We start from the raw sequence: 24,431 nt of genomic DNA, 5'->3' as shown, positions 1-24,431 counted from the left end.
TACAATGAATCATTAGTACTTCCTGATGAAAGCTCCGAATTTCACACAAAATCCCATAACTCGAAGTAAATATAGGTTTAATTACCTTTTTAATTACATTATTTTTCATATTTTATTCCATTAATTAATTGCGACGTAATATTTTACCTATTTTTTGAGCCAATTCTCCCAAAGTATCAGACTTTATGATATATTCATAGAGACGCTCTATTTATACAATAGTGTGATCAATCAATTTAAAAGGGGAGATGGGGTTGAAAACGCGGGACTTTAGGAAGGCGCTAAATAGTCTATTAGCCTTCGTGCTTGTTCTGTCAATGATGATGCCGTTTTCGGCAAGTGCATCAGCAAAACAAGTAAAACCGTTCAAACCGAACACACAAAGCGAAAGTACCATGCAAATGATTGAAGGGTCCATTAATGGCACTATGGTCACTGGCCAAGTCGATGGTGAGATCACGTACTCCGTTAACTACGAATCACTACGGCTTGAACTCGGAGAAGGGCGGCAATTGACTGTAACTGAAACGACGACAAAGCCAGATGGCACTACAGTGGAGAAGGATGTAACAGCAGACGCAACATTTGCCTCAGCTGACAATACAGTTGCTATTGTATATGAAGGCTTTGTAACATCTGTTTATGCTGGAAAAACGTATATTACAGTTGATTATGGCGATTTCACTACTCTGGTGAACATTGAAGTAACGAGTCCTTCCCACGTAAACATGCATGAAATAAATATCGATGCTAACTCAGATGAAAGAATTATCAACTCTGGAAGAGGCATCCTATTAAGCAAAGTGCGTGATGGACAATATGGTAGATCTATAGACATGTCATGGTCTATAAGTAGTGAAGGAATTCATAAATTGAGTTTCCCTGCAGATTCTATTCAGCCGAATGACGAGTACAAGGTTATTTATTGGATTGAATATGAAGAAGACGGTGAGACCAACACTTATTATAATGAGATGGTTGTAAAAGGTGACGAACTATTGGAGGTCACTGGTAAAACCATCCCATCTGACGAGGATTTATTGAAAACAGCACTTAGTTCGGAAAATAGCGGTCTGGGTATCTATGAAATGCGATTCATACCGGTAGATAGAGAACAATGGAGTGATAACTACAACATACTTTATGTATCAAATGGATTGTTAGTCTCTGAAAACCCAATAATTTTGCAATATGTGATAGAAGGGGAAAAAGACGAAACAAAACATTTCCTTAATGGAAAGGTCACAATCGGTAAACCGATTGACTATGACACACTTTTGGCAGATTCTTCAAAGGTGGAGTTTGATGGAACTTATAATTGGGGTTATTTGAATTTGAAAAACTCCGATATTACTTTCCTTATTAACGAAGGTGAAAATGCAGCAATTCAACTGTCGAATGGAACTTATAATTTAAGTTTTTCAAATAACGCGAATTGGGATGGTGTGTTTGTAATTGATAGTGATCAAACAATACAAATTCCAACAGCGCCAACAAAATTAGAGTTTACAAGTCTAAACACAAATACGAATCATTTTTTGTGGGTGAATTATGAACTCACTTTAGGATCCGGTCAATTTAGGATGAGTGGAATTCCGGTGAACCCAATTGAGTTTGAACTATTCAACGGCTCGGAAAAAGTTTTTGAATGGTCCGACGAATATTTTCATTCATCAATCGAAATTGATGCTTCAACATGGAAAAGTGGTACTTACACAGTAAAGGCAACTTATCTTACCGAAGAAGGAAACGAGCTATCTGCAGAAGAATCATTTGTATTTGATTCGGGAGTTCAAGAATTAAAAGGAACTGTTTTTACTGCTGAAAACTCAAAAGGTGAACTACTACAATCAGGAATTGTCACTTTGTATGAAAAAACAGGTGAAAAAGAAAATCGTTATTACAATCGAGTAATTTCAAAAGAAATCAAATCAGTTAATGGTGTATATGAGGCATTCATTCCGGATGCTTATATTTTGGATGGCTTGAGCTATTACATGACAGTCGTAGATCATACTTCCAAAACAATGTATGCAAAAGAATTTACTGGTCAAGCGGATAAGAATTACCACTTCAGTGCAACCGACCTTGTGGAAATGAAAGTGGATACTGGATTCTTTAATACTGATTCAGTGAATTTCATGCTACTTGGAATGGATAACTCAACAAGTGTATCAGTGAATCTATTCGAATTTGGGTGGCATGTATCCAAGGATGCAAAATTCCTCGTTAACTGGGTTGGAACAAATGCAAACAATGAAAAATACAAATGGTTTGGATTTGTAAATGGGGATAATGAATTCTCATTGGATTTAACAAATGTGGATTGGCAATTATTAAAGCCATCTTCAAAATATGAGAATGCAAGTCTCTCCCTGTACCCATATGGGGAAACTTATTCCAAGCTATATGTTAGCGAAAAGATCATAGGCAATCCTTCTACCTATCTAACGGTAAGGGACGGAGATACGACTTATAAAGGACCAGTTCCTTATGGGAAAGATAAAAAAGAACAGGGGATTGAATTTACTACGTACGACGGTTACGCGTATACCAATTCAAATTCGACTATAGTCTTCACATACTTCGAAAATGACTATGGCCAATTGGATATTATAGGTGAAAACTCATTCACTTATGAAATTTACGATGAAAACGACAAACGTATCGGCGAACCGATTTTAACGCATTATTTCGATTCATTTGCATTAACGGAGCCGTTGAAAAAAGGCATCTATAAGATTAAATTGGTTGAAAGCACAGTTAATAAAGAAATCGTATCCCTCTCAATGGATTCATTCATTTACGTGGATGGGCAAGAAAAGCCATTGGCTATTCCGGTAGAGTTGGATACAAAATACGGTAAGTTCCAACCTCGACAAATGACTATTCAAAATGACGACTTGGACAGTCATGAGTACGGAAGAACATTCAACTTGAACTTGAACTTCTATGATATGCAATTTACTATGCCATATGGTTTGGAGTTGAATCCGGATTCACAGTATAAAATTTTACTGACTGGAACACTGCAAAATAATTTAGGTGTTATTGATATCCAAGCAATGAAAGGTGAGCAATTGCTGAACAGCAGTAAATCTAACCCATTGCAACTATCTGAAGACCTGAAGTCAATTAAAATTACGCATAATTTAAACCCGACAACTATTCAACGTGCGGAACTGAACTTTGGACTTGCTACAGATGGATACTCTCCATTTAGCCCAATACGTGTTAGTGGAAAAGAATCATTCCAAGTATTGGCGTCTCCGAACAACTATCATGGCCGCATAATAGTAGTTGACAATTCACAAAATGCAACGGTGTTAAACGTACCTAAAACAACTATTGCAGATAATATGGGAATCGAAGTCGATGGAAAAGACTTGGCTAAAGTTACTATTAAAGATATGAAGATTTCTGGATACGAGTACTATCCAAATAGATTCTCCCTTCATAGCGAGTCGGATTGGGTTTCATCCATGTCCCAACAAAAGGGGCAATACAGTCCACTAAGGTATTACATTGCTTCAAATGAGGAAAATGATACACCTTGGAGCTATAGTGTCGTTAAATTTGTCGATCTTAATGAAGACAAAGAATTCATTTTCGACAAAAAAGCAATATCAGGAAACATTTTCAATTTCCAATTAGACAAGATTGGAAATAAAAATTACTATTTACAAGCTTTTGTTTCACTCCACTCCGGTGACTTCCAAATAACTAACATTTACCGAGCGTTGGAGAATAATCCACAAATGATGTCGGCTGAAGCATCGGAAGATCCAATCAGGGATTATATTGGAGAATTCAGTGGAGAATACGATGTGCCTGTGGAGTATACAGTAAAAGATCATACAGGCAAGACAGTATGGCAAATGACAGGATCAATCAACGACCGAGAATTTGCCATTAATAAAGAGCTTATTGCAGGAACATACACATTTGAAGTGCATATCCCGACAGCTTTACGTCAATCCATTACTCTTAAAGAGGAATTTACAGTTACGGGAGAAAACACGCCATTCGTACAAATCCATACTCCGCAATCAGGTTTAATCACAAATGCAGAAAGCATTACAGTAATTGGTAAAGCAAATGCGGATGTAGAAGTAACATTGGAATTGCAAAAAGATGGTAAAAAAGTGAGTGGCACGGTTGTCGCGGCCGATTCAGAAGGTGCATACACGCATACATTCCATCCAGAAACTGATGGAGAGTATACGATTGTCGCATCCAATGAAGATGCTACAACAAGCGTTGTTGTAACAATCGACCGTACACCTCCTGAAAAAGCAAGTAATATTCAAATCACAAAAGAAGCAGGAAAACTAATTGTAACTTGGACAGGTGCAGAAGACGCTGTTTCCTATAAAGTTGAAGTTGCTGAAAACGATGGAGAGTTCACAGTTCTTAGCGAATCACAAAAGGGAACAACAGCAGTCATCTCGAACATTAAACCAGGCACAACGTATAAGGTGAAAATCACTTCATCAGATGCAGCTAAAAACACAAGCGTTTCAGATGTAGCCAGTTTCACTGTGGATGCATTCACTGCAACAGAAATTACACTTAAAGACGGTCGAAATGCAGATAAGCTGCTTTCAATCGGTGACGAGCTGGCTGTAACAGTGGATGGCTCTTATGAAGAAGGATTCACGGCGGTAGCGAATGTCTATGTAGACGGCAAAGCACACGAAGTGGTACTTTCTTACAATGAAACGTCTAAATTGTATGAAGGCATATTCATCGTAAAAGAAGGCCAGAAAGTCATTGAAAAAGTGACAGGTCAAATCTTGAATGGTGAAGAGAAAACCGAAGAAATTTCAAATGAACTTAATTGGTCTGTCGGTTCTACAGTTAAAGGACTTGTAAAGGACGGGCAACCTGTAGAGGATGCAACAGTTCGTCTTGTTTCGAATAAAACGTACACAGTGAAGACAGATGCTAATGGAGCTTTCGAGGTTAAAGGGCTTCCTTCAGGCAAGTACAAAATTTCAGTGCTTGTAAATGGAAATACTTATGCTCAACAAGATCTTGAAGTAGGTCAATCCAAGATTGTCGCTGCTCCAGATTACAAAGTACCTGCATTTACGGATGCTTCCATTACAATTTTCGATAAAGTTACTGACAAGCCTGTAACTGATGTACTGTCTGCGAGATTAACAGGTCCAAAAGGATATATTGTATTTGGATCTACAGTGAATGGTAAATTCACAACGAATAACGGGCAATCGGTATTAAAAGATTTGGAAACAGGCGAGTACAAATTGACAGTCTATGGTCAAGGTACTTACCTAACAACAACTGCATCAATCAATTTGGTGAAAGGGACGACGGATTATAAATTCGAAGTCGACAAGCTTACAATCGATGAAAAGACATTGACGATTAAATTTAATGCCGATGTCGAAAAAATTGATTCTATTTATTTGTATAGCTATTCAACTTATCAAAAACATGGTTACACCGGGGTTGGTAACTACTACAAGTACAATGTTAAGCCTGAAAATGGTGCAATTGTATTTGAAAATGTTGCTGCTGCGGATGACTACTGGTTAGACATCTATGCTGAAGGATTTATGTCCTATCATCAAAATGTTGTAGTGGCGGATAATCCCGAAATTAAAATCAATTTGGAGCAAGGACGTGTCATTACTGGTAAAGTAACGGATAGCCAAGGCCAGCCGGTAGCGAATGCGTACGTCTATGCTTACGGTGGATATACGAATGCGTACGCAGAAACAGATGCGACTGGTGAATACAAGCTGAGTGGCCTATCGAAAACAGATGATATTTGGATTGATGTCTATTCACAGCTTTACTTGTCTCATCAGGAAACAATTGTAGTTGGTGATGATGAAGTCGAGAAAAACATTCAATTGGCAAAAGCTGTAATGATGACTGGAAAAGTCGTCGACCCTAATGGCGATCCACTGGCGAATGTTTCAATTTCGGCAGATGGTCAAACAACTTATGGTTGGGGTCGTACTGCTACGGATGGAAGTTTTGCAGTAACTGGTTTGAAGACACTGAGACCTACAATCTATCATTCTATTCTTACGGTTATCCGACTGTAACAATGGAAGGTAAGCAACCTAGCGATGTCGGAGAAGTAACGCTCCAAGCGAAGGGTGACGGAGATTTCGATGGTGACGGAAACTATCTTGCGGTTTCCAAAACTTCTGTCGTCTCTGGTGAAGAAGTCCAGTTCACGCTTGTCTATAAGAATAATGGAACTCAAAAGGCTGAGGATGTCCCTGTGACATTAACAATCCCTACAGGACTCAAGTTAATAGAAGAAACTGTTTCCCTGAATGGAAAATCAGTCAAATCTGATGGCAATAAAGTGGTTATTCCTGAAGTAGCTGCTGGAGAATCCGGTAGGATCACATTCAGTGCAACAGTTGGGGATGTTGAAGCTTCTTCCTTAACCGTAACTGCAAAAGTGACTGAAAAAGGATCAATCCTTTCGTCTACAACATCAGTCGTATTCGTAACACTTGAAGCACCAGCGCTTACGGGTGTAAAAAATATCAAGGTTTACGGTAATGCTAAATATGGTTCAAAAGTAGAACTGTTTGCAGGCAATAAAAAAGTCGGTGAAACAAAGGTCGACGGCAAATGGTGGTTCATCGATGTAGAATTGCCGGTAGCTGACTCTAAGGCGAAAGAAACATTCATACTGTCCGCAAAAGTAACTGACGGTCAGCAAACGACGATGTCCAAGCAACCGGTAACAGTCACTTATCAGCCAGACGTTCCGAAAATGACTGATGTAACAGTCCATGCAGGTTGGAATGGCGATGTAAAACTGAACCCTTATACGGGCGTTGCGACATTTGCAATTGTCGAGCATACACCACTCGATACGACAGTGAAATTCGATATGGATGTGGATTCAGCGAAAATCAGCTTCCTTGGAAAAGAGTATGACCTTGTCAAAGGTACAGATAACACATTCACATTTGACGGTAGCCTGCTTGGTCGTTGGACGTCATACGGTGAGCAATTGCTGGAAATCACGTTCAAAAAAGATGATGTGGAAATCACGCTTCCATTGATGAACATTATCGTCTTGATTGACCCATCTGGTTACGTATTCGAAGGCAGCATGGACAACAGACTTGAAGGAGTTCGTGCAGTTGTCGAAATGCAAGTTGGAGATGACGATGATACAGAGTGGGTACAATGGGATGCGGCAAAATATGGCCAAGTCAACCCACAAATCACTGACGAAGAAGGTCGTTACGGCTGGGATGTCATCGCAGGAAAATGGCGCGTCATCTTCACGAAAGATGGTTATGAGCCATACATTTCACGTATCATGGACGTTCCTCCTCCGGAAACGGAATTGAATGTTCCGATGGTGAGAATTTCGGATCCTGTAATTGTTACAACAGAAGTAACGGGAGACGATCTGACGATTGAATTCGATCGATTGATGAATACAGCTGACAAAGCGACACTTATCCAGCTGTTCGAAGAGGGCAGCGATACACCAATCGAGGGAACTGTTGAAACGATTGATCTAACAGGTTACAAGTCAATTGAAACACCAGATGATAAAAAAGATGGTCACGGCGGAAAAGATAACAACGATGAAGATGGATTCTTCGTTACAGATGACTCGAAGAAACTATCGAAAACGTTTAAATTTGTTCCAAGATCAAAATTGAAAGCTGGAACAACTTACCGCCTTGTTGTTAGTGAAGATATTGAAGATAGTTCAGGAAAGATATTAGGTGCAGATAAGGAATTAACGTTCACAACGGCGAAATCCGATGGCGGAACACCTGGAGGAGGCGGAGTATACATTCCACCAACACCACCAGTAGATCCGAAACCAGAAAAGCCGGAGCCGATCATTCCAGACTTCAAGGATATTAAAAACACATTTGCTGCAAAAGAAATCAATGCACTAGCAGCAAAAGGCATCATCCAAGGTAAGACGGAAACTGAGTTTGCTCCGAATGCACAAATCACTCGAGCGGAATTCGCAGTATTGCTTGCGCGCGCGCTTGACCTTCCATTAAAAGAGTATGAAGGGAAGTTCGGTGACGTGAACAAGAGCAAGAAATGGGCATACGCAGGAGTTGAAGCTGCAGCACGTGCTGGTATCGTTAATGGTACAACTAACGGGAAGTTCAACCCAGACGCGCCGATTAAGCGTGAAGAGATTGCAACAATGATTATGCGTGCGATTCTTTACCAAGACAAAGCAAAGCTTGAAGGCATCGAATTGCCTGCACACTTCAACGACCACGGTTCGATTGGATCATTCGCCATCGAATCAGTCTACAAGGCAGCAGCAATCGGCGTTATCAAAGGTAATACCGACAACTTCATGCCGAAAAACAATGCAACACGCGCAGAAGCGGCAGTCATGCTTTACCGTGCACTGGATGTATTGCGATTGATTGATTGAAAGTGGAGTTGGTCTATTTTAGTGAATAATAAAATAGCTCATTTACGTATAGTAGATAGTTTGGTAGATTATATTTAAGATCTTTTCTGAAGGTTTTACCATAGGAAAAGTACCGGGGGGTGTGCGGAAACACATCACCCGGTCCCATTAAAATCTAAACCCACCCTATCTGCTTGTACTTTGATAGGGTGGGTTTTCATATACTCGTTAGGTGAAGTTATGAAGTAGTTTCAGTATAATAACTTTTTGTGATTATATTTCCAGGAAAGAAGAAAAATGTAAAACCTATTTCGACAAAAAGTTCCAATTGGCTTGTCTTAAATTGTGTTTTATATTAGACTATTAAATATGTAGTAAAAAATATATAGTGGGGTGAAGGAATGACAACGAAAAATACTAGCTCTAAAGTTCTAAAAGCAACAATGATTGGTGCAGTAGCATTGACACCGGTCCTTGCGGTAGGTGCTACTGCAAATGCAGCAGACTCTAAACCATTAGGTGCGGCGGCACAGAAAAAAGTCAATGACTTAATTAGCAATTTGAATAAAGCATTTGACAAGTTAAAATCTAAAGATGCAAACGCAGAAGTGTTGTTGAGAGGCGCACTTGGAAATTAAAAAACAACTTGCAGCAGGGGATTTCACTAAGGATATACTAAATTATCCAAACGATGAAAGCTCCATAAAAGTAGTAAATGCATTATTGGAATTCTTGGCTAATTCAACAACTGCGGTCGAAATGGGAGATGCTTTCGACACATTAACAGAAACTGTATCTGATGCAGATTTAAAAGCGGCTTTCGACCAAGAATCATATAAAGGCGATTTGCGTGATTTATTTGTTGAATACTTAGTTGATGTACAAACTAAAGTATTGTCAACTATGGACACGACAAAAGGATCACAGGCTGATAATTTTATTGATGCTTTATTTGGCGTATACCATGCAAACACTGATTACACTCCTATTAAGGATGGAGTTAATTATGCTGTTAAAAAGCTTCAAGTTGGACTTGCGTTAAATGAGATTGTTTCATCTGAAGAAATCACACAAGCTCACAAAGATGCTTTTAAAGCATTGGCCAAAGAATACAAAACTGTTCTAACTCCTCCTGAAGTAATTACACCTCCGGGAGTAGTAATCCCACCAACACCACCAACAACTGGCGACAATGCAGTTGAGGTTGATGGTTCAACTATCGGCAGCAACCCACAAGCTACTATCGATGCAATCGAGAAAGCAGATAAAGTTGATCAATTAGTTGTTAAAGTACAAGCTGGCACAACAGTTGCTGACATCCCTGCAACAATCTTGAACGCACTTTCCAAGAAAAACAGCAATGCTGTAGTTGTGCTACAATTCGGCGATGTTGCATATGAATTGCCGGCTAACGCATTTGACCTTGCTGCAATTGCAAAAGACTTGGATGTTGCTTCTGCTGAACTGAAACTTAATGTATCAGTTACAAAAGTGGACAACCCACTTGCGGGCAAAGCAGCATACAAAGTACTTGCAGACGCATTTGACTTCAACGTTTCAGTTGTTGCACCAGGCGGTAAGTCACAAGTATTGAACGTATTCCCAACACCAATTAAGCGTTCAGTACCTGCTGCTTCAGAACTAAACCCACTTACAACAGTTGGTGTAACAGTTGATGCAAACGGTAACGTAACTGCAGTACCGACATACGTAACGGAAGGTAAAAAGTCAGCAAACCTATACCGTTCAACAAACTCTGTTTATACATTGATTGAACACTCTAAATCATTTACTGACATCACTGCAGGTACAAGCTGGGCTGAAGAGTACGTTAATCCATTGGCTTCCCGCATGGTAGTCAACGGTGTAACAGCTACTGAGTATGCTCCTACTAAGGTGATCACTCGTGGTGAGTTTGCAGCAATCCTATCTCGCGGACTTGGTATCGTAGCGATGGATAAATCTGCAAATGTCTTCGCAGACGTATCTACAAGCCAAGCATTCAACAAAAACGGCGAAATCGCTGCAGTTGTTGAAGCTGGAATCGTAGCTGGTTTCACTGACGGTTCATTCCGTCCGTACGAAGAAATCACTCGCGACCAAGCGGCAATCATGATCAGCCGTGCAATCGACTATGTTGGTGCTGACAAAGTGACATTCGACACGAAGAAAGCATTGACAGCATTCAAAGATAACAAGGAAATCGGTGCAGCATCACGTAAACACGTTGAGCGCGTTTACCAAGCAGGCCTACTTGACGGCTACCTTGATGACACATTCCGTCCGAACGCTGACGCTAACCGTGCACAAATGGCGAAAATCATTTACAACTTCCTTGCAGAAATCAAATTCATTAACTAATTATGAAACTATCAAGCCCTTCAAAGCGTCTAAGCTTTGGAGGGCTTTTCCTATCTCTTTCAAACAGTACAATATTATAGTAGTCTAATATGAAGGAGGGAAACATAATGAAAAAAATAATAGTATTTATCGCAGCAGCCACTCTTTTCGTTACAGGCGGTGTAAATTCTGCCAAAGCGGAAGGTTTTACGGATGTAAGCGCCACCTACCAATTCTATGAACATATTAATTATTTAGCAGGCCAAGGGGTTATCAAAGGGAAGGAAGGAAACCGTTTCGCACCCGACGATGTAGTAACACGGGCGGAGGCGGCAGTCATGATTGCCAGAGCGTTGGATTTACCGACTGAAAAAAGGGCAACTATCTTTCCAGATGTCAGCAGCCAAAGCTTCGCATCAGGTGCAATCCAATCTGCCAATGATGAAGGGATCATCAAAGGCTATACAGACGGCAATTTTAAGCCTGATGAAACCGTAACAAGAGGGGAAATGGCAATCTTCCTTACAAGGGCATTCAAATTGACCGAGGAAGAACCGATGACATTCACAGATGTGCCGGTCAGCTCTGCGGGATATGCATACATACCCAAAATCATCGCCGCTGGAGTGACACAAGGCTATTCGGAAACTACTTTCGCACCGAATAATCCAGTCACGCGTGCACAATTCTCTGCATTCCTTGCACGTGCAACAAACGAAAACTTGCGCTTGACGGTGCATGCTTGCGGCTACAATCCGGCAAGCAAAGTGAACCCGGATCGCCAAACGTTAAATTGCCTCGTGACAAAAGCAGCAAGAAATGCGAATGTTCCACCTGAAATTGCAAAGGCTATTGTAGAAGTCGAAAGCGGCTGGAAACATTTCCTAAGCAACGGCGAACCGCTTATTAGTGAAGACAACGGAATCGGGCTTATGCAATTAACGAACAGAACTGAGTTCGACACTGAGCGCCTTAAATACGATATTGCTTACAATATCGAATCGGGTATTAAGGTCCTATCAGACAATTTCGTGAGGACAGATCTTCCTATTATCGGCACCAACGACCGCAACGTCCTTGAACATTGGTACTTTGCAGTCATGGCCTATAACGGAACAAAACCAATGAACAGTCCTTTTTACCAGGCGACAGGCGAAAGAAACCTGAAAGCTTACCAGGAAAAAGTCTATAGCAAACTGAGCAATGGCTTCGTCGCAACGAATATCAAATCCATCAACATGTCGATCGACGACTTCACATACGATGGCACAACAACAAGCAACATTGAATTCAATAAAAAAGCCTTCACAATGACAGGCGACAACACAATATCAGCAGAACTTCTCAAAGAAGGCTCAGTTGTAAACTACACCGGAAAAGGCCTTAGATCCAAGCCAAGCTCCGGCACTGACTCAATCCTAACAGAAGTTACCAAAGGCTCATTCACAATAATCGGTGGACCAGTCTACGACATGGACGCCAATTCACCCAACCAGTACATCTGGTACCCGGTAAAGACAACACTTAATGGCAAAGTAAAAACTGGCTTCATTGCGGCACCATATATCCAATAAACCTAACATCACCAAGGGGGAAGTCGATGGCTCCATCGCAATCGATTTCCCCTTGAATTTTTGCAACAAGAAGGAGAACGTGGAATGAATAAACGTTTACTGCAACTCTGCTTCGTCATCACCATCATATGCCTATCCATCATCGGGACATCAACAGCACATGCATCCACATTCAAGGACGTTTCCTACAAATACTGGGCCTACGAGATATTCAATTTGCAGCACAACATAATGTAATCCGTGGATTTTCCGACGGCAATTTCAGACCCGGCTACGACATCAAACGTAAAGACGCAGCAGTCATGCTGACTAGAGTCCTTGATCTCTACGAACTAAACAGTGAACCGACACCAGTCGAAGACCTATTACCAACTTCACCCGGCTACAAGGAAATCATGATTGCACTTGAAAACAATTGGCTTTCACTTGACAAAGGTTACTTCCATCCAGACGAACCACTAACACGTGACGAAATGTCGAAAATGCTCGCAACTGCCTATGGATACGAAGGAAAGGGCGGCAGTCAATTCGTAGATGTGCCTTATGAGGATCCTTATTTCCTTTACATCGACGCCATTGCATTCGAAGAAGTGACAACAGGTTATAAAGACGGGACATTCCGTCCGGGTGAAACCGTGACTCGCGCCCAATTCAGCGCTTTCCTGAACAGGGTATACCAGAAGCCTGTCGCTTACGAAGTGAGAAACGAAGGAGAACTTGTTGAGATCGTGCGGAATGTCGATGACGCGATTGAACTTGCCCTTTATTATCCAAAGGGGACAGTACATCCCCAAAGTAATAAATTCAATAAATACCCACAAACGATCGCCGCTGCAGATAAAACCAATCTCAACAGCGGAGTACTCATTTACAACGGTTTCAATGAAACGGAGAATTTCTCACCTTACTTTTTCAGACAATACCTAAAAACGAAGCCAGTAAACAGTGGTCAAATAGACATGTTCGACACATTCGTTATCCTTGGTCTACGCTATAATGAAAGTGGTGATCAATTCGTAGATGGACCATCGAACCATGCAAACTACTCTGACTGGAGAACCTATATCGAAAGAACCTTCGCTCAAGACGGAGCGATTAATAACCTGAACATGACGGCTGGCTTTGTGAATAGGAATGTTGATGTATATATCGCAATCCCCTATCCAAAGAGAAATGAGCCTATCATTAATTTTAGTGGGGATAGTGTTGGAAGCGACGTCTACGCCCGATACGATCTTGTCAATTGGTATGTAAACGAAGTCATGCAACGCTTCGATAACGGTAAATATGACAATTTGAACTTCAAAGGTTTCTATTGGCTAAGTGAAACAGTCCGTACAGTCGACGATGAAGTCATCATCTCATCCATTTCAAGCATCTTGAAGAAGAATGACAAGTTCTTCATCTACTCACCACACGCAACATCTACAAATTTCTATAAATGGAAAGACTACGGCTTCGACGCCGCATTCCTCCAACCTAATGCATTCAGATCAACCATCAACAACAAAGAAGAACGGCTGCACCGCGCATTCCTGAACGCTCAAATATACGGCACAGGAATTACAATAGAAATCGATTCCTACCATATGGACAAAGCCGAACAAGGTGTTGAAGCATTCGACCTCTACATGGATATGTCAAAACGCTATGGCTTAGATGAAAAAGGCATGATGTTCTACCAAGGAGTAAACATGGTCGAACGAATGGCAACATTTAATCATCCTGTATACAAACGTTGGTATGAGCAGTTGACAGAAACGTTTTTTAATAAAGAAGAAGTGAAGAATTGAGGAGCGGTTTACCGCTCCTTTTTGATGAATCCTTTCCCAGTCCGAATCGTCCACATAATTATGAAATAAACCTGCCGATACATACTAACGCTATGTTATACTATTTAAATGTGAAACAACTACAGAAAGGGTCATTCCATGAATCTTAACCTTAGAGAAATGGCTGTGCCGATCATTGGGGTTCTACTCATCGCTGTGGCGCTCGTCATTCCGAATACTATGATTGCCTATGGCATCTCACTTGTTCTCGCAATCGCTGCATTGTTCAGGCCGAAACAGGCCATTTTATTTTTGCTTATCTACTTCCCGCTTCGCTCATTCCTGATCGAATTAAGCCCAGGATTAAAACTTGTTGGTGATTTAATCATCGTCTTCACTTTCCTTCGCGTACTTTGGGATGCTCGGAAAGACTGGAAGTCGATTTTCCGTTTCGAACTATTCGAATGGGCATTTATCGCATTCATCTTAATGGGAACCGTTTCGGCATTCCTATCAGGCGTCGTCCTAACGGCAATCATTTTCCAAATCCGCGCATTCGTAATCATGTTCCTTCTACTATATATCGTTAAACGATTGGACATTACGAAACGGGATATTATGAATTTCCTTGCTGTGACTTTATTTGTTACGGTTGTCCTTATCATCCAAGGAATCGTCGAAAAGCTATCTGCCCGTTCACTCCTCATGCCGGATCAATGGGTGAACCGTCAGCTTTCGAAAAATAACGCAAGCCGTATTTACGGCCTTGTAAACAACCCGAACGTGTTCGCCGTCTATTTAACGATTTCCGGCATTCTTATTTATTACTTAAAGACGTTGCTTCCGAAGTCGAAGCTTCAATGGTTGCTTAATATCGTTCTTGTAGTGCTTGCAGGTACATGGATTCTTACGTATAGCCGTGGAACATGGATTGCCTTCATCATTGGAATTGTCATCTACTTCCTGTTCACAAGGAATTGGAAGTTCGTCCTGAAAGCAGGACTTGTCGCTGCATTGGGCTTCGCGCTTATTACTGTACCGGTGACAAAGGCAGCACAATGGATCAGTTCGAACACTGAAATCGGTGAAATCGTACGGACAGGTGCACCTGAACCTAATGAAACTTTCGCCATTGAAACGACACGCATTAAAGAGACATTCCAGTCAGATACGTTTGAAAAGAGTAAGACAACTGGACGTTTGTTCATTGTATATAAAGGATTCGAGATCTTTAAAGACTATCCGGTAATCGGAACGGGCTTTGGAACGTTCGGGGATTCTGCTTCGAAAGTGTACTCGTCGCCATACTATAGCCAATACGACATCCGTTTCAATATCTATTCGGACAACCAGTACATCCAGGTCATTACTCAAAATGGTGTTGTAGGCGTATTGCTATTCGCCGTCTTCCTATTAGGCATGTTAGTCGTGTTCTGGAAGAGACGTAAGCAATCGGATAAAGCCATTCCGATGTTAGCTTTACTCATAAGCGTCTACTGGTGCGGGTTTATCTACAATATCTGGGAAGACAAGACGTTCACGATGTACTTCTACATTCTGACAGCTGTCTTCTTGGCTTATACTTCAAAGAAAAATACGCGTTTGCAATAAATAGAACAGCCCCTTTCCGAGTTTGTACTTGGAAAGGGGCGTTTTTTTGTTTAATGAACCCTAATTTGTCAAAAGCACTTCTCGCGACAGGAAAATATATTGCAAGATTGCATACCCGCGATCCATATGTCCCTCCAAATACACATATTCTGACCGAAATGCGCATAAATCCCATAACAAGCTTATAAATGCTTTGAAACACTCATATATCCCTCCAATTACGCATAAAGCGCTTGAATCACGCATAACTGCCCGCTGGGCTTTCTTTTTTTAGTAGTCTATTAGAACGAAAAGCTCCCATAACTATACAAATAAAATAATAAGAGATTATAATAAACATACATCAAATAACAAAGGGGAATGAATCATTGCATAAACGTAAACAACTGTCGAAACTCAGCACCCTACTCCTTGTGATCTTTCTATTAATACCAAATTTTGCATTTGCAGAAACATCAGATACTACCGCAGAAACAAAAGCGGTGGCACCTATTACAGAATCTACAAAAATCTCACAAGGTGTCCACTATGAATATACGAACACAACCATAAATAACGATCCACAAGCATTTAGCCAGTTAGTCGTTGACTTGAATGACCCATTCACAACAGTCGACGTCAGTTACCCGACGCCGCTTAACAAACTTGCAACTACTACAAGCCAAGCAAATGCCTACACAGCATTAGGCCAGCAAGTAGCAGGAGCTATTAACGGCTCGTTCTTCTGGTCATCCGACCAAGGCTATTTACCAATGTATCTCATCGCTTACCGCGATAGACTTATGAATGCCGGCATCATCGCATCCGGAAGAGACCAGTACGTCAACCAACCGATCGCATTTGGTATTGACAGCACTGGCAAAGGAAAGATAGATTCATATAACTTGAGTCTATCATTCAATCATAATGGACAAGAGTATCCGATCACATCGACGGACAAGCACCGTTCGAATGACAACTTGATCCTTTATACACCTCTCTATCCTAAACCGACTACAGAAACAAACGCCCTTGGCATTGAGCTTGTCCTTGAAGGTGTTACAGGCGGAACAGAACTTAACTTTGGTGAAACAGTAACAGGTAAAGTAACGCAAATTCGGGAACACAACAACCCGACAGCATCTACTATCCCTAAGGACGGCTTCGTTCTGTCTGCTCATGGTGAAGCGATGCAACTCATCAAAGACATCGGAATCGGAGAGACAATCTCCATCACAGCAGATATCGATGACAAGTGGAAAGGCGCATCATTCATGCTTACGTCCGGTCCGGAACTTGTCAAAGACGGCAAAGTAAACCTTGGCATCGATCCGAACAGTGATCGTGCAACAGAACGTGCGCCCGTACGGCGATTGCAATCGATAAAACAGGAACGAAAGTATTCATGGTGACGGTGGACGGAAGACAATCTGGTTATAGCCGTGGACAAAGCTTGAAGGAATTTGCTGAATACCTTGTCTCAATTGGCGCTCACCAAGCGCTTAACTTGGATGGCGGGGGCTCCACGACGATGGCTGTTCGTAAGCCTGGTGACTTTAACGTCTCGCTTTTCAATAAACCATCCGATGGCAGAGAACGTTCTGTCTCCACTGCGCTTTTTGCGGTATCAAATGCACCTGTAGGAACGCCTACAACAGTTGGTGCACATCTGTCAAAACCTGGAGTCTATTTAAAAGGGACGAAAGGTTCCGTTTTGGTAGATTACGTTATGGACAACTATTACAACCCGGTTACTTTCGATAAAGCAGCTGTTAAAATAGCATCTCCACAAGGTCTTATCGCAGTGAACGGCCTTGAATTTACGGCTCAAAAAGCAGGAGCTGGCGCAATTACTGCTGAGTTCAGTGGTGCGACAGCGAATATACCATTTGAAGTCGTTGACAGCATTCATACAGTTCAGCCATCAAGCCCGTCATTCGAGGTTAGAAAAGATGGACAAACGACATTAACTGTCAAAGCATTCGATGCTAAAAACAGAGAAGTCATCTTTGACCCTACACTTGTTAAATGGAGTGCTCCTGCAAGTATCGGCACAATCACAGCTTCAGGTGTCTTCACAGCAGCTTCAAAAGAAGGTACAGGCTCTGTAACAGCAACATTAGGTGGCAAAACGATCTCCATCCCAGTAACAATAACAGGTGATTACTCCAGTGTAGATAAAATGGAATTCCTAAATAACTGGACATCTACAACAACGAACGGCAAAGCAACACTTTCAATGAATAGCGACAAAGAGCCGGCGTTTGAAGGCGTTGGCTCCCTAAAATTAACATATGATTTCACTGGAACAACAGGCACTTCAGCTGCGTATATCGAAGCGAAGACACCTGTAAGCCTATCAGGTACTCCGGTTAAGATTTCCGCTCGTGTATATGGGGATGCCGGGGATACATGGCTGCGTGGACGTATCCAAGATGCCCAAGGTAAGGAATACACAGTCGACTTCACGCCTGAAAACGGCTTGAAATGGCTTGGCTGGAACTATGTGACGGCTACTATCCCTGCAGGGGCAACTGGTAATCTAACACTTAAACAAATCTATATCGCACAACCGACAGACAGCCTGAAAACGAAGGGCAGCATCAGAATTGATGACTTGAAAGCGGTATTCGCGAACAACTACAAAGAAGCACTTTTCAAAGACACTGGACTGACGTTCCGTGCGGAAGGTGAAATTACTTCCCTGGTCAATGATGGGGTTATTGCAGGCTTCGCGGACGGCAACTTCGGTCCATATGAAGAATTGACAAGACAGCAAGCGGCAATCCTTTTGGCAAGAGCACTTAAACTTCCACTCGACAATGTAACAGATCCGGGCTTTGAAGACATGGCGCCGACAATGACGTTCTATAAAGAAGTGGCGGCTGTCGCGAATTATGGAATCATCAATGGGAAGGAAAAAGGTAAGAAATTCGACCCGAACGGTAAACTGACTCGTGCAGAAATGGCAGCGATCCTTCAACGAGGATTCAAGCTACAGCTCTCTGAGAAAGATTACTTCACGGACAGCAATGGCAGCTTCGCGAAAGATGCAATCAATTCTTTGGCATTTAACAATATTACCCAAGGTATTGGTGGTGGGAAGTACGGACCTGCGCAAAACATTAGTAGAGCTGATTTCTCGGTGTTCTTACATCGAACAATGGCAATAAAGTAATAGAAAAATAGTCTTTGAGATTGCAGAAAATTATGGTACACTATCTATGTAGAGTTTTTCCTTTTACACTATAGAATCTTAATGGCCTTGGTTGATGGTGCGGCAAAAAATCTGTGAAGATCCCTTCTTCGCGGATTTTTTTGCGTTTTAAACGAAAAGCGAAAGGCGCTTGCTCAGATGCGACAGGCATAAGGCGAAGATGCGGAGTGGCGGTTTTTGCCACATAGCAACTTTGACTTATGACCCGAGCATCTAGCGCCTGTAGCTGGACACGACAATATTCATATAGAAAACTATATTTCTACTACATTCGACTTTTTATATCAAACTTCCAGTTCACTTCCTTTTTCATTCATGGTAGACTTATAGATATATGGATTTTACGAAAAGGAGTAAATTATGAAAAAAAAGCTGATTATCTCATTGTCTGCACTCTTAGTCATTGCACTTTGCGTGGGGGGCTATCTTTTATACATAATGAAATTCAAAGAATACGATATTGCGGACGAATCGGTTGCTGAAATCATAGAAGATCCGTTCGAAATCGAATTACCAGACGGTACAATTATTACCTTGGATGACAGCGGAGAAGACATAGTCCAAAAAGATTCCAATAAAGAATCCGGTAAAGAAGATGGACAAGCGTCATCCGATTCGACTGATGAATCAGAAGATGGTGGATCCATCCCTGTAAGCGGGAAAGGACAATCATCCAAAACACCAACTAATACATCTAACAACAAGCCAAACTCAAACACTGGATCGACTTCAACTTCCAAACCAAATACCGGTTCTTTAACTGCGGGGCCTGGAGCTAAAGTGACAGTGGCATCCATAAAAGAAAAATATAACCCTGCTTTCGCAGCTTTAGAAGGGCAAGCTGAAGATAAGTTGAATGCGCTTATTGGAAGAGCTAAAAACGAGTACTCGACAAAGAAGAATAATGGCGAGAAAATCGATTATGGCTATTTCTACAATAAGTACATGAGCGCTGCTACAGAACTGGAAGGCAGAACGGACAGCGTCTTCAATGGCGTTCTGAAAGCTATAGAAAAAGATCTTGAGAAAAATGGGTATGACAAGTCATACGCAAAGAGCTTTAAAAATGAATACGACGCACAAAAGAAAATTCGTAAAGAAAGCTTAATGAAAAAAGCGGTAGGAAGATAAATAGAAAGAGAAATCCGTCCTACACTAACTAAGAACGGATTTTTCTTTTAATGAAATCTGCCATTCCCGTTATGCTATATTACCTATCAACCTATTAAAAAGGAGACCGACCTTCATGGAAGAGACAATCAGCCTACAAGATTTGTTCAGAACGTTAAAGAAAAGATTCGTTTTGATCATCTCTCTAACAATCATCGCCATGGGCATCGCGGCAGTCGCAAGCTATTACTTCATGACGCCAATCTACCAGGCATCGACACAAATCTTGGTCAATCAAAAAAATGAACAAACAAGCCAGTTCAACACACAAGAAATTCAAATGAACCTTCAGCTTATAAACACATACAATGTGATCATCACAAGCCCTGCAATCCTATCAAAAGTGATTGAGAATTTGGATCTTGACATTACACCAGCACAACTTAAAACTCAATTAACGGTTAACAGTGCGCAAAACTCGCAAGTCGTCAATTTGACTGTACAAGACACGGAGCATTTTAGAGCAGTGGACATCGCAAATACGACAGCAGAAGTTTTTCAAGAAGAAATCCAAAAGCTGATGAACGTCGATAATGTCAATATCCTTTCACCAGCCGTCAATGTAGAATTTCCGTCTCCGGTTAAACCACAGAAACTCTTAAACATTGCAATCGCAGCAGTTGTCGGATTGATGCTTGGAGTAGGAATTGCATTCCTATTAGAGTATCTTGATACAACAGTTAAAACTGAACAGGACATTGAAGATTTAGTCGGTCTGCCGATCTTAGGTATCGTCAGCAAGTTTCCAAATGACGTTATGCAAAATACCTCAAAAAAACCTCTTGCAGATAGAAAGAAGGAGAAAGCACATGTTAATTAAACGTAAAAAGAAAGTCCTTCAAAAAGCTGCAAGAACCCTTATTGCACATAATGACCCAAGATCAGTAAACTCCGAGCAGTTCAGAACGATACGTACAGGTATCGACTTTTCAATGCCAGATAAAGAGCTTGAAACACTTCTCATCACATCCGCAGCACCGAGTGAAGGGAAATCGACTGTCGCAGCGAACATTGCTGTCGTTTATGCCCAAAACGGTAAGAAAGTATTGTTAGTCGATGCCGATTTAAGAAAGCCGACTGTTCATTATACTTTTTCCCTAGTGAATAATGTTGGATTAACGAATTTGCTGGCGAAAAATACGACTCTTCAAGTAGCTGTTAAGAAGAGTGAAGTAGAAGGGCTGGATATCCTTACATGCGGTTCTATCCCACCGAACCCTGCCGAGCTCTTAGGGTCAAAATCCATGGACAACGTGATAGAGATGCTGAAAGAACATTACGACCTTGTCATCTTTGATGCTCCACCACTTCTATCCGTGACAGATGGTCAAATCTTAGGGCAGAAATGCGACGGCATCATCTTGGTAGTAAGTGCCGGCTCCACTGAAAAAGAAAATATAGTCAAAGCGAAAGAAGCATTGGCGTTGACGAAAACAACGATTCTTGGTGTGGTGCTAAACAACTTCACCCTTACGAAGGATCATTATTACTACAACTATTATGGAGCGGAAGAGTAAAGGACGATTAATCCTTCTACTCTTTTTTCCATATTGGAGGTCGATTTCCAGTGATTGATATGCATACCCATATTTTGCACGGGGTAGATGATGGCCCTGATAATCTTGAAGGTTCCATGAAGATCATACATAGTGCAGTAAATGAAGGAATCACTGAAATGATAGCAACGCCCCATACATATAACCCGCATTTTCATGTGACTGCGCAGGAAACTTCAAGCCAAGTGCACATATTAAGGGAACTGCTGAAGCAAGAAGGTATTCCAATTACAATCCACACAGGTCAGGAAGTACGCCTGCACGACACGATTATTGAAAATTATAAAGCGGGCGAAATTCTGACGCTTGCCGAATCCAATTATTTGCTACTTGAATTGCCGTCACAGACAGTTCCATCCTATACGGTAAAAGTCATCGAACAATTAACCGAAATCGGTATTATCCCGATTATTGCCCACCCGGAAAGGAACAAGGCCATCGCAGAAAAACCGGAACGTCTTCAAAGACTTATCCGTCATGGGGCATATGCTCAAATCACTGCAGGAAGCCTTTCAGGTCACTTCGGCAAAGGGGTGCAAGATCTTTCGTTACGGCTAATAGAAGCGAACTGCATCCATACGTATGGTTCGGATGTACATAATATGGAGACAAGACCGTTGGAATACGAGAAAGGCCTTGGCGTGCTGGAGAAGAAGAAGCAGTTGGAAATGATTGATATTCTTTTGGAAAATAACGAAAGAATCATAGCTAATAAGCCTTTGACTCAGTTTGAGTTTGTGGAAGTTAGGAAAAAGAGTTGGTGGAAAATAGGTATGAAGGCATAGCGAGACGAGTGTGAAAGAGTTTTTTGTCAATATTACTCAAAATATTGTTGATAATGTAGTATATTGTCAGAAAAAAGCATAGTATTTAAGCTGGGAACTGGTATAATAGTAATTATTATTAAGGAATAATAGTTTATAAGAATAACTAAAGAGGGACGTGAGTCGCATATCTGTTAAGAATAGGTTGACAATGTTATTTTTAGTGGACTCCTTTATAGTCTTTTTTTCGATTTTCATAGGGTATTTTATCCTAAGTCCTTCAAGCAATCTATTTGCAAATAAAGTCCTGCTAATCAGTGTAGTGGCAATACAGATTGCACACCACTTCTTTGCTTGGTTTTTTGGTTTGTATAGGAAGGCTTGGACATACGCATCAATTGGTGAATTGAAGTTGATATTCAAGGCAGTTACAGTCGCGATTATGGTTGTTGCTTTGGTCCAATTATTTGTTGCCCAAGACATTTACTTCAGGGCATTAGCGATCACTTGGATGTTACATATTTTGCTGATTGGAGGTTCAAGGCTGTCGTGGCGGCTGTACCGTGATACGGTTAATCAGAAACAGAATATAGAAGCGAAACGAACGATGATTGTTGGGGCTGGACAAGCCGGCAGCATGATTGTACGTCAAATTCTACAAAATCCTGATTATGGGATGACCCCGTCATTTTCGTTGATGATGACCGGAAGAAACAAGGACTTGAGATTTATGGTGTGAAGGTTAGTGGTGGAACTAAATATATCCAAGCAATCGCGGAAGACAATGGTATCGAAAAAATCATTATCGCCATTCCATCAATGGACAAACAAGAACAAGCAGAGCTCTTGAAACGTTGTGTAGATACTGGGATAAAGACACAAAAAATCCCGCGCATCGAAGACATTATGACGGGTAAGGTCTCTGTTACTGATATGCAGGACGTCAGAATCGAAGACTTGTTAGGGCGAGATGAAATACAACTTGATATGGAAGCAATAGCGAATAAGCTGACGGGCAAAACGATTATGATTACAGGAGCTGGCGGCTCGATTGGATCGGAAATTTGCCGACAAGTGAATCGGTTTACACCGAAGAAACTTATTTTGTTAGGGCATGGTGAGAACTCGATATACTTAATAGAACGTGAGCTTCGTGAAATAGTTTCGTCTGAAACTGAAATTGTTCCGGTTATCGCGGATGTACAAGACCGACAACGGATCTTTGATATCGTATCGGAGCATCAGCCGGATGTAATTTACCATGCTGCGGCTCATAAGCATGTACCGTTAATGGAAGCTAATCCGATGGAAGCTGTGAAGAATAATATATTTGGTACGAAGAATGTTGCGGAAGCGGCGGATATGTTTGGAGTTCCGCATTTTGTTTTAGTGTCGACGGATAAAGCGGTAAATCCTCCGAATGTGATGGGTGCGACGAAGCGTTTTGCGGAAATGATTGTTCAGAATCTGGCGAAGAACAGTGAAACGAAATTTGCGGCAGTTCGGTTTGGGAATGTTTTAGGGTCCCGTGGTAGTGTTGTACCTTTGTTTAGGAAGCAAATTGCGGCTGGTGGGCCGGTTACTGTTACGGATCCGGAAATGACACGTTACTTCATGACCATTCCTGAAGCATCTAGACTCGTCATTCAAGCAGGGACACTTGCACGCGGCGGCGAAGTGTTCGTTCTTGATATGGGCGAACCCGTTAAGATTGTTGACTTGGCCAAAAACCTTATTAACCTATCGGGCTATAACGAAAATGATATTAAAATAGAATTTAGCGGTATCAGACCTGGTGAAAAATTGTTTGAAGAGTTGTTAAATGAGAATGAACGGCAGAGTGAGTATGTCTTTCCGAAGATTTATGTTGGGAAGGCAACTCCGATATCTGAGTTGGAGCAAGAGTATGTCTTGGACAGGTTGTTAGGTATGGATACAGAGGAATTAAGGACTACCTTGGTTGGGTTGGCGAATCGGAAATTTTTGCAGGAAAATATTGAAACTGTGGTAAGAATGACAGACTAATCATATAGACATAGGT

14 protein-coding genes and 1 pseudogene are annotated in these 24,431 nt (G+C 41.3%); all 15 read left to right on the top strand.

Features of this window, described 5'->3' with window-relative positions; all coding sequences use genetic code 11:
- Nucleotides 1-254: 254 nt before the first annotated feature.
- The 15 genes and pseudogenes from QNH10_RS20190 (at nt 255) to QNH10_RS20120 (ending at nt 24,415) form a co-directional block, all read left to right on the top strand.
- A complete protein-coding gene (locus QNH10_RS20190) occupies nt 255-6,080 on the top strand; it encodes a carboxypeptidase regulatory-like domain-containing protein (protein WP_283733009.1) in 5,826 nt (1,941 codons plus the stop codon).
- 2 nt (nt 6,081-6,082) lie between these two features.
- Nucleotides 6,083-8,428 (top strand): S-layer homology domain-containing protein, encoded by a 2,346-nt coding sequence (locus QNH10_RS20185; RefSeq protein ID WP_283733008.1) that lies wholly within the window; start codon nt 6,083-6,085, stop codon nt 8,426-8,428.
- A gap of 380 nt (nt 8,429-8,808) precedes the next feature.
- Nucleotides 8,809-9,045 (top strand): hypothetical protein, encoded by a 237-nt coding sequence (locus QNH10_RS20180; RefSeq protein WP_283733007.1) that lies wholly within the window; start codon nt 8,809-8,811, stop codon nt 9,043-9,045.
- A complete protein-coding gene (locus QNH10_RS20175) occupies nt 9,035-10,768 on the top strand; it encodes an S-layer homology domain-containing protein (protein ID WP_283733006.1) in 1,734 nt (577 codons plus the stop codon). Before QNH10_RS20180 ends, QNH10_RS20175 begins: the two co-directional genes overlap by 11 nt.
- 107 nt (nt 10,769-10,875) lie before the next feature.
- Nucleotides 10,876-12,321: an S-layer homology domain-containing protein gene (locus QNH10_RS20170; RefSeq protein WP_283733005.1), complete on the top strand. Its 1,446-nt coding sequence runs from the start codon at nt 10,876-10,878 to the stop codon at nt 12,319-12,321.
- A gap of 84 nt (nt 12,322-12,405) precedes the next feature.
- On the top strand, nt 12,406-12,558 hold the full coding sequence (locus tag QNH10_RS20165; RefSeq protein ID WP_283733004.1) for a hypothetical protein: 153 nt from the start codon (nt 12,406-12,408) through the stop codon (nt 12,556-12,558).
- A 65-nt stretch (nt 12,559-12,623) separates the two neighbouring features.
- Complete coding sequence (locus tag QNH10_RS20160) at nt 12,624-14,114, top strand: DUF4855 domain-containing protein (protein WP_283733003.1); 1,491 nt, start codon at nt 12,624-12,626, stop codon at nt 14,112-14,114.
- Nucleotides 14,115-14,252: 138 nt separating this feature from the next.
- A complete protein-coding gene (locus QNH10_RS20155) occupies nt 14,253-15,704 on the top strand; it encodes an O-antigen ligase family protein (protein ID WP_283733002.1) in 1,452 nt (483 codons plus the stop codon).
- Nucleotides 15,705-16,072: 368 nt separating this feature from the next.
- Nucleotides 16,073-17,095, top strand: a complete 1,023-nt coding sequence (locus QNH10_RS20150; protein WP_283733001.1) for a hypothetical protein — start codon at nt 16,073-16,075, stop codon at nt 17,093-17,095.
- The gene (locus QNH10_RS20145) at nt 17,089-18,861 is read left to right on the top strand and encodes an S-layer homology domain-containing protein (protein WP_283733000.1); all 1,773 of its coding nucleotides are present in this window, start codon (nt 17,089-17,091) and stop codon (nt 18,859-18,861) included. The genes QNH10_RS20150 and QNH10_RS20145 overlap by 7 nt, the downstream gene beginning before the upstream one ends.
- 399 nt (nt 18,862-19,260) lie before the next feature.
- Nucleotides 19,261-20,031 (top strand): hypothetical protein, encoded by a 771-nt coding sequence (locus QNH10_RS20140; protein WP_283732999.1) that lies wholly within the window; start codon nt 19,261-19,263, stop codon nt 20,029-20,031.
- A 115-nt stretch (nt 20,032-20,146) separates the two neighbouring features.
- Nucleotides 20,147-20,890, top strand: coding sequence for a YveK family protein (locus QNH10_RS20135; protein WP_283732998.1), 744 nt, complete (start codon nt 20,147-20,149; stop codon nt 20,888-20,890).
- Nucleotides 20,880-21,587, top strand: coding sequence for a CpsD/CapB family tyrosine-protein kinase (locus tag QNH10_RS20130; RefSeq protein WP_283732997.1), 708 nt, complete (start codon nt 20,880-20,882; stop codon nt 21,585-21,587). The genes QNH10_RS20135 and QNH10_RS20130 overlap by 11 nt, the downstream gene beginning before the upstream one ends.
- 59 nt (nt 21,588-21,646) lie before the next feature.
- Nucleotides 21,647-22,411 (top strand): tyrosine-protein phosphatase, encoded by a 765-nt coding sequence (locus QNH10_RS20125; RefSeq protein ID WP_283734705.1) that lies wholly within the window; start codon nt 21,647-21,649, stop codon nt 22,409-22,411.
- A 166-nt stretch (nt 22,412-22,577) separates the two neighbouring features.
- Nucleotides 22,578-24,415: pseudogene (locus QNH10_RS20120) on the top strand (polysaccharide biosynthesis protein).
- Nucleotides 24,416-24,431 lie beyond the last annotated feature (16 nt).

It is taken from the genome of Sporosarcina thermotolerans (genome assembly GCF_030067815.1).
Classification (GTDB): domain Bacteria; phylum Bacillota; class Bacilli; order Bacillales_A; family Planococcaceae; genus Sporosarcina; species Sporosarcina thermotolerans.
This window is presented reverse-complemented; position numbering and strand designations above follow the sequence as displayed.

Coding starts and splice junctions, on each gene's coding strand:
- QNH10_RS20155 (WP_283733002.1), top strand. CDS start 14,253: ATGAATCTTAACCTTAGAGAAATGGCTGTGCCGATCATTGGGGTTCTA.
- QNH10_RS20160 (WP_283733003.1), top strand. CDS start 12,624: ATGCTGACTAGAGTCCTTGATCTCTACGAACTAAACAGTGAACCGACA.
- QNH10_RS20170 (WP_283733005.1), top strand. CDS start 10,876: ATGAAAAAAATAATAGTATTTATCGCAGCAGCCACTCTTTTCGTTACA.
- QNH10_RS20125 (WP_283734705.1), top strand. CDS start 21,647: ATGCATACCCATATTTTGCACGGGGTAGATGATGGCCCTGATAATCTT.
- QNH10_RS20130 (WP_283732997.1), top strand. CDS start 20,880: ATGTTAATTAAACGTAAAAAGAAAGTCCTTCAAAAAGCTGCAAGAACC.
- QNH10_RS20140 (WP_283732999.1), top strand. CDS start 19,261: ATGAAAAAAAAGCTGATTATCTCATTGTCTGCACTCTTAGTCATTGCA.
- QNH10_RS20145 (WP_283733000.1), top strand. CDS start 17,089: ATGGTGACGGTGGACGGAAGACAATCTGGTTATAGCCGTGGACAAAGC.
- QNH10_RS20165 (WP_283733004.1), top strand. CDS start 12,406: ATGAATAAACGTTTACTGCAACTCTGCTTCGTCATCACCATCATATGC.
- QNH10_RS20185 (WP_283733008.1), top strand. CDS start 6,083: ATGGAAGGTAAGCAACCTAGCGATGTCGGAGAAGTAACGCTCCAAGCG.
- QNH10_RS20180 (WP_283733007.1), top strand. CDS start 8,809: ATGACAACGAAAAATACTAGCTCTAAAGTTCTAAAAGCAACAATGATT.
- QNH10_RS20135 (WP_283732998.1), top strand. CDS start 20,147: ATGGAAGAGACAATCAGCCTACAAGATTTGTTCAGAACGTTAAAGAAA.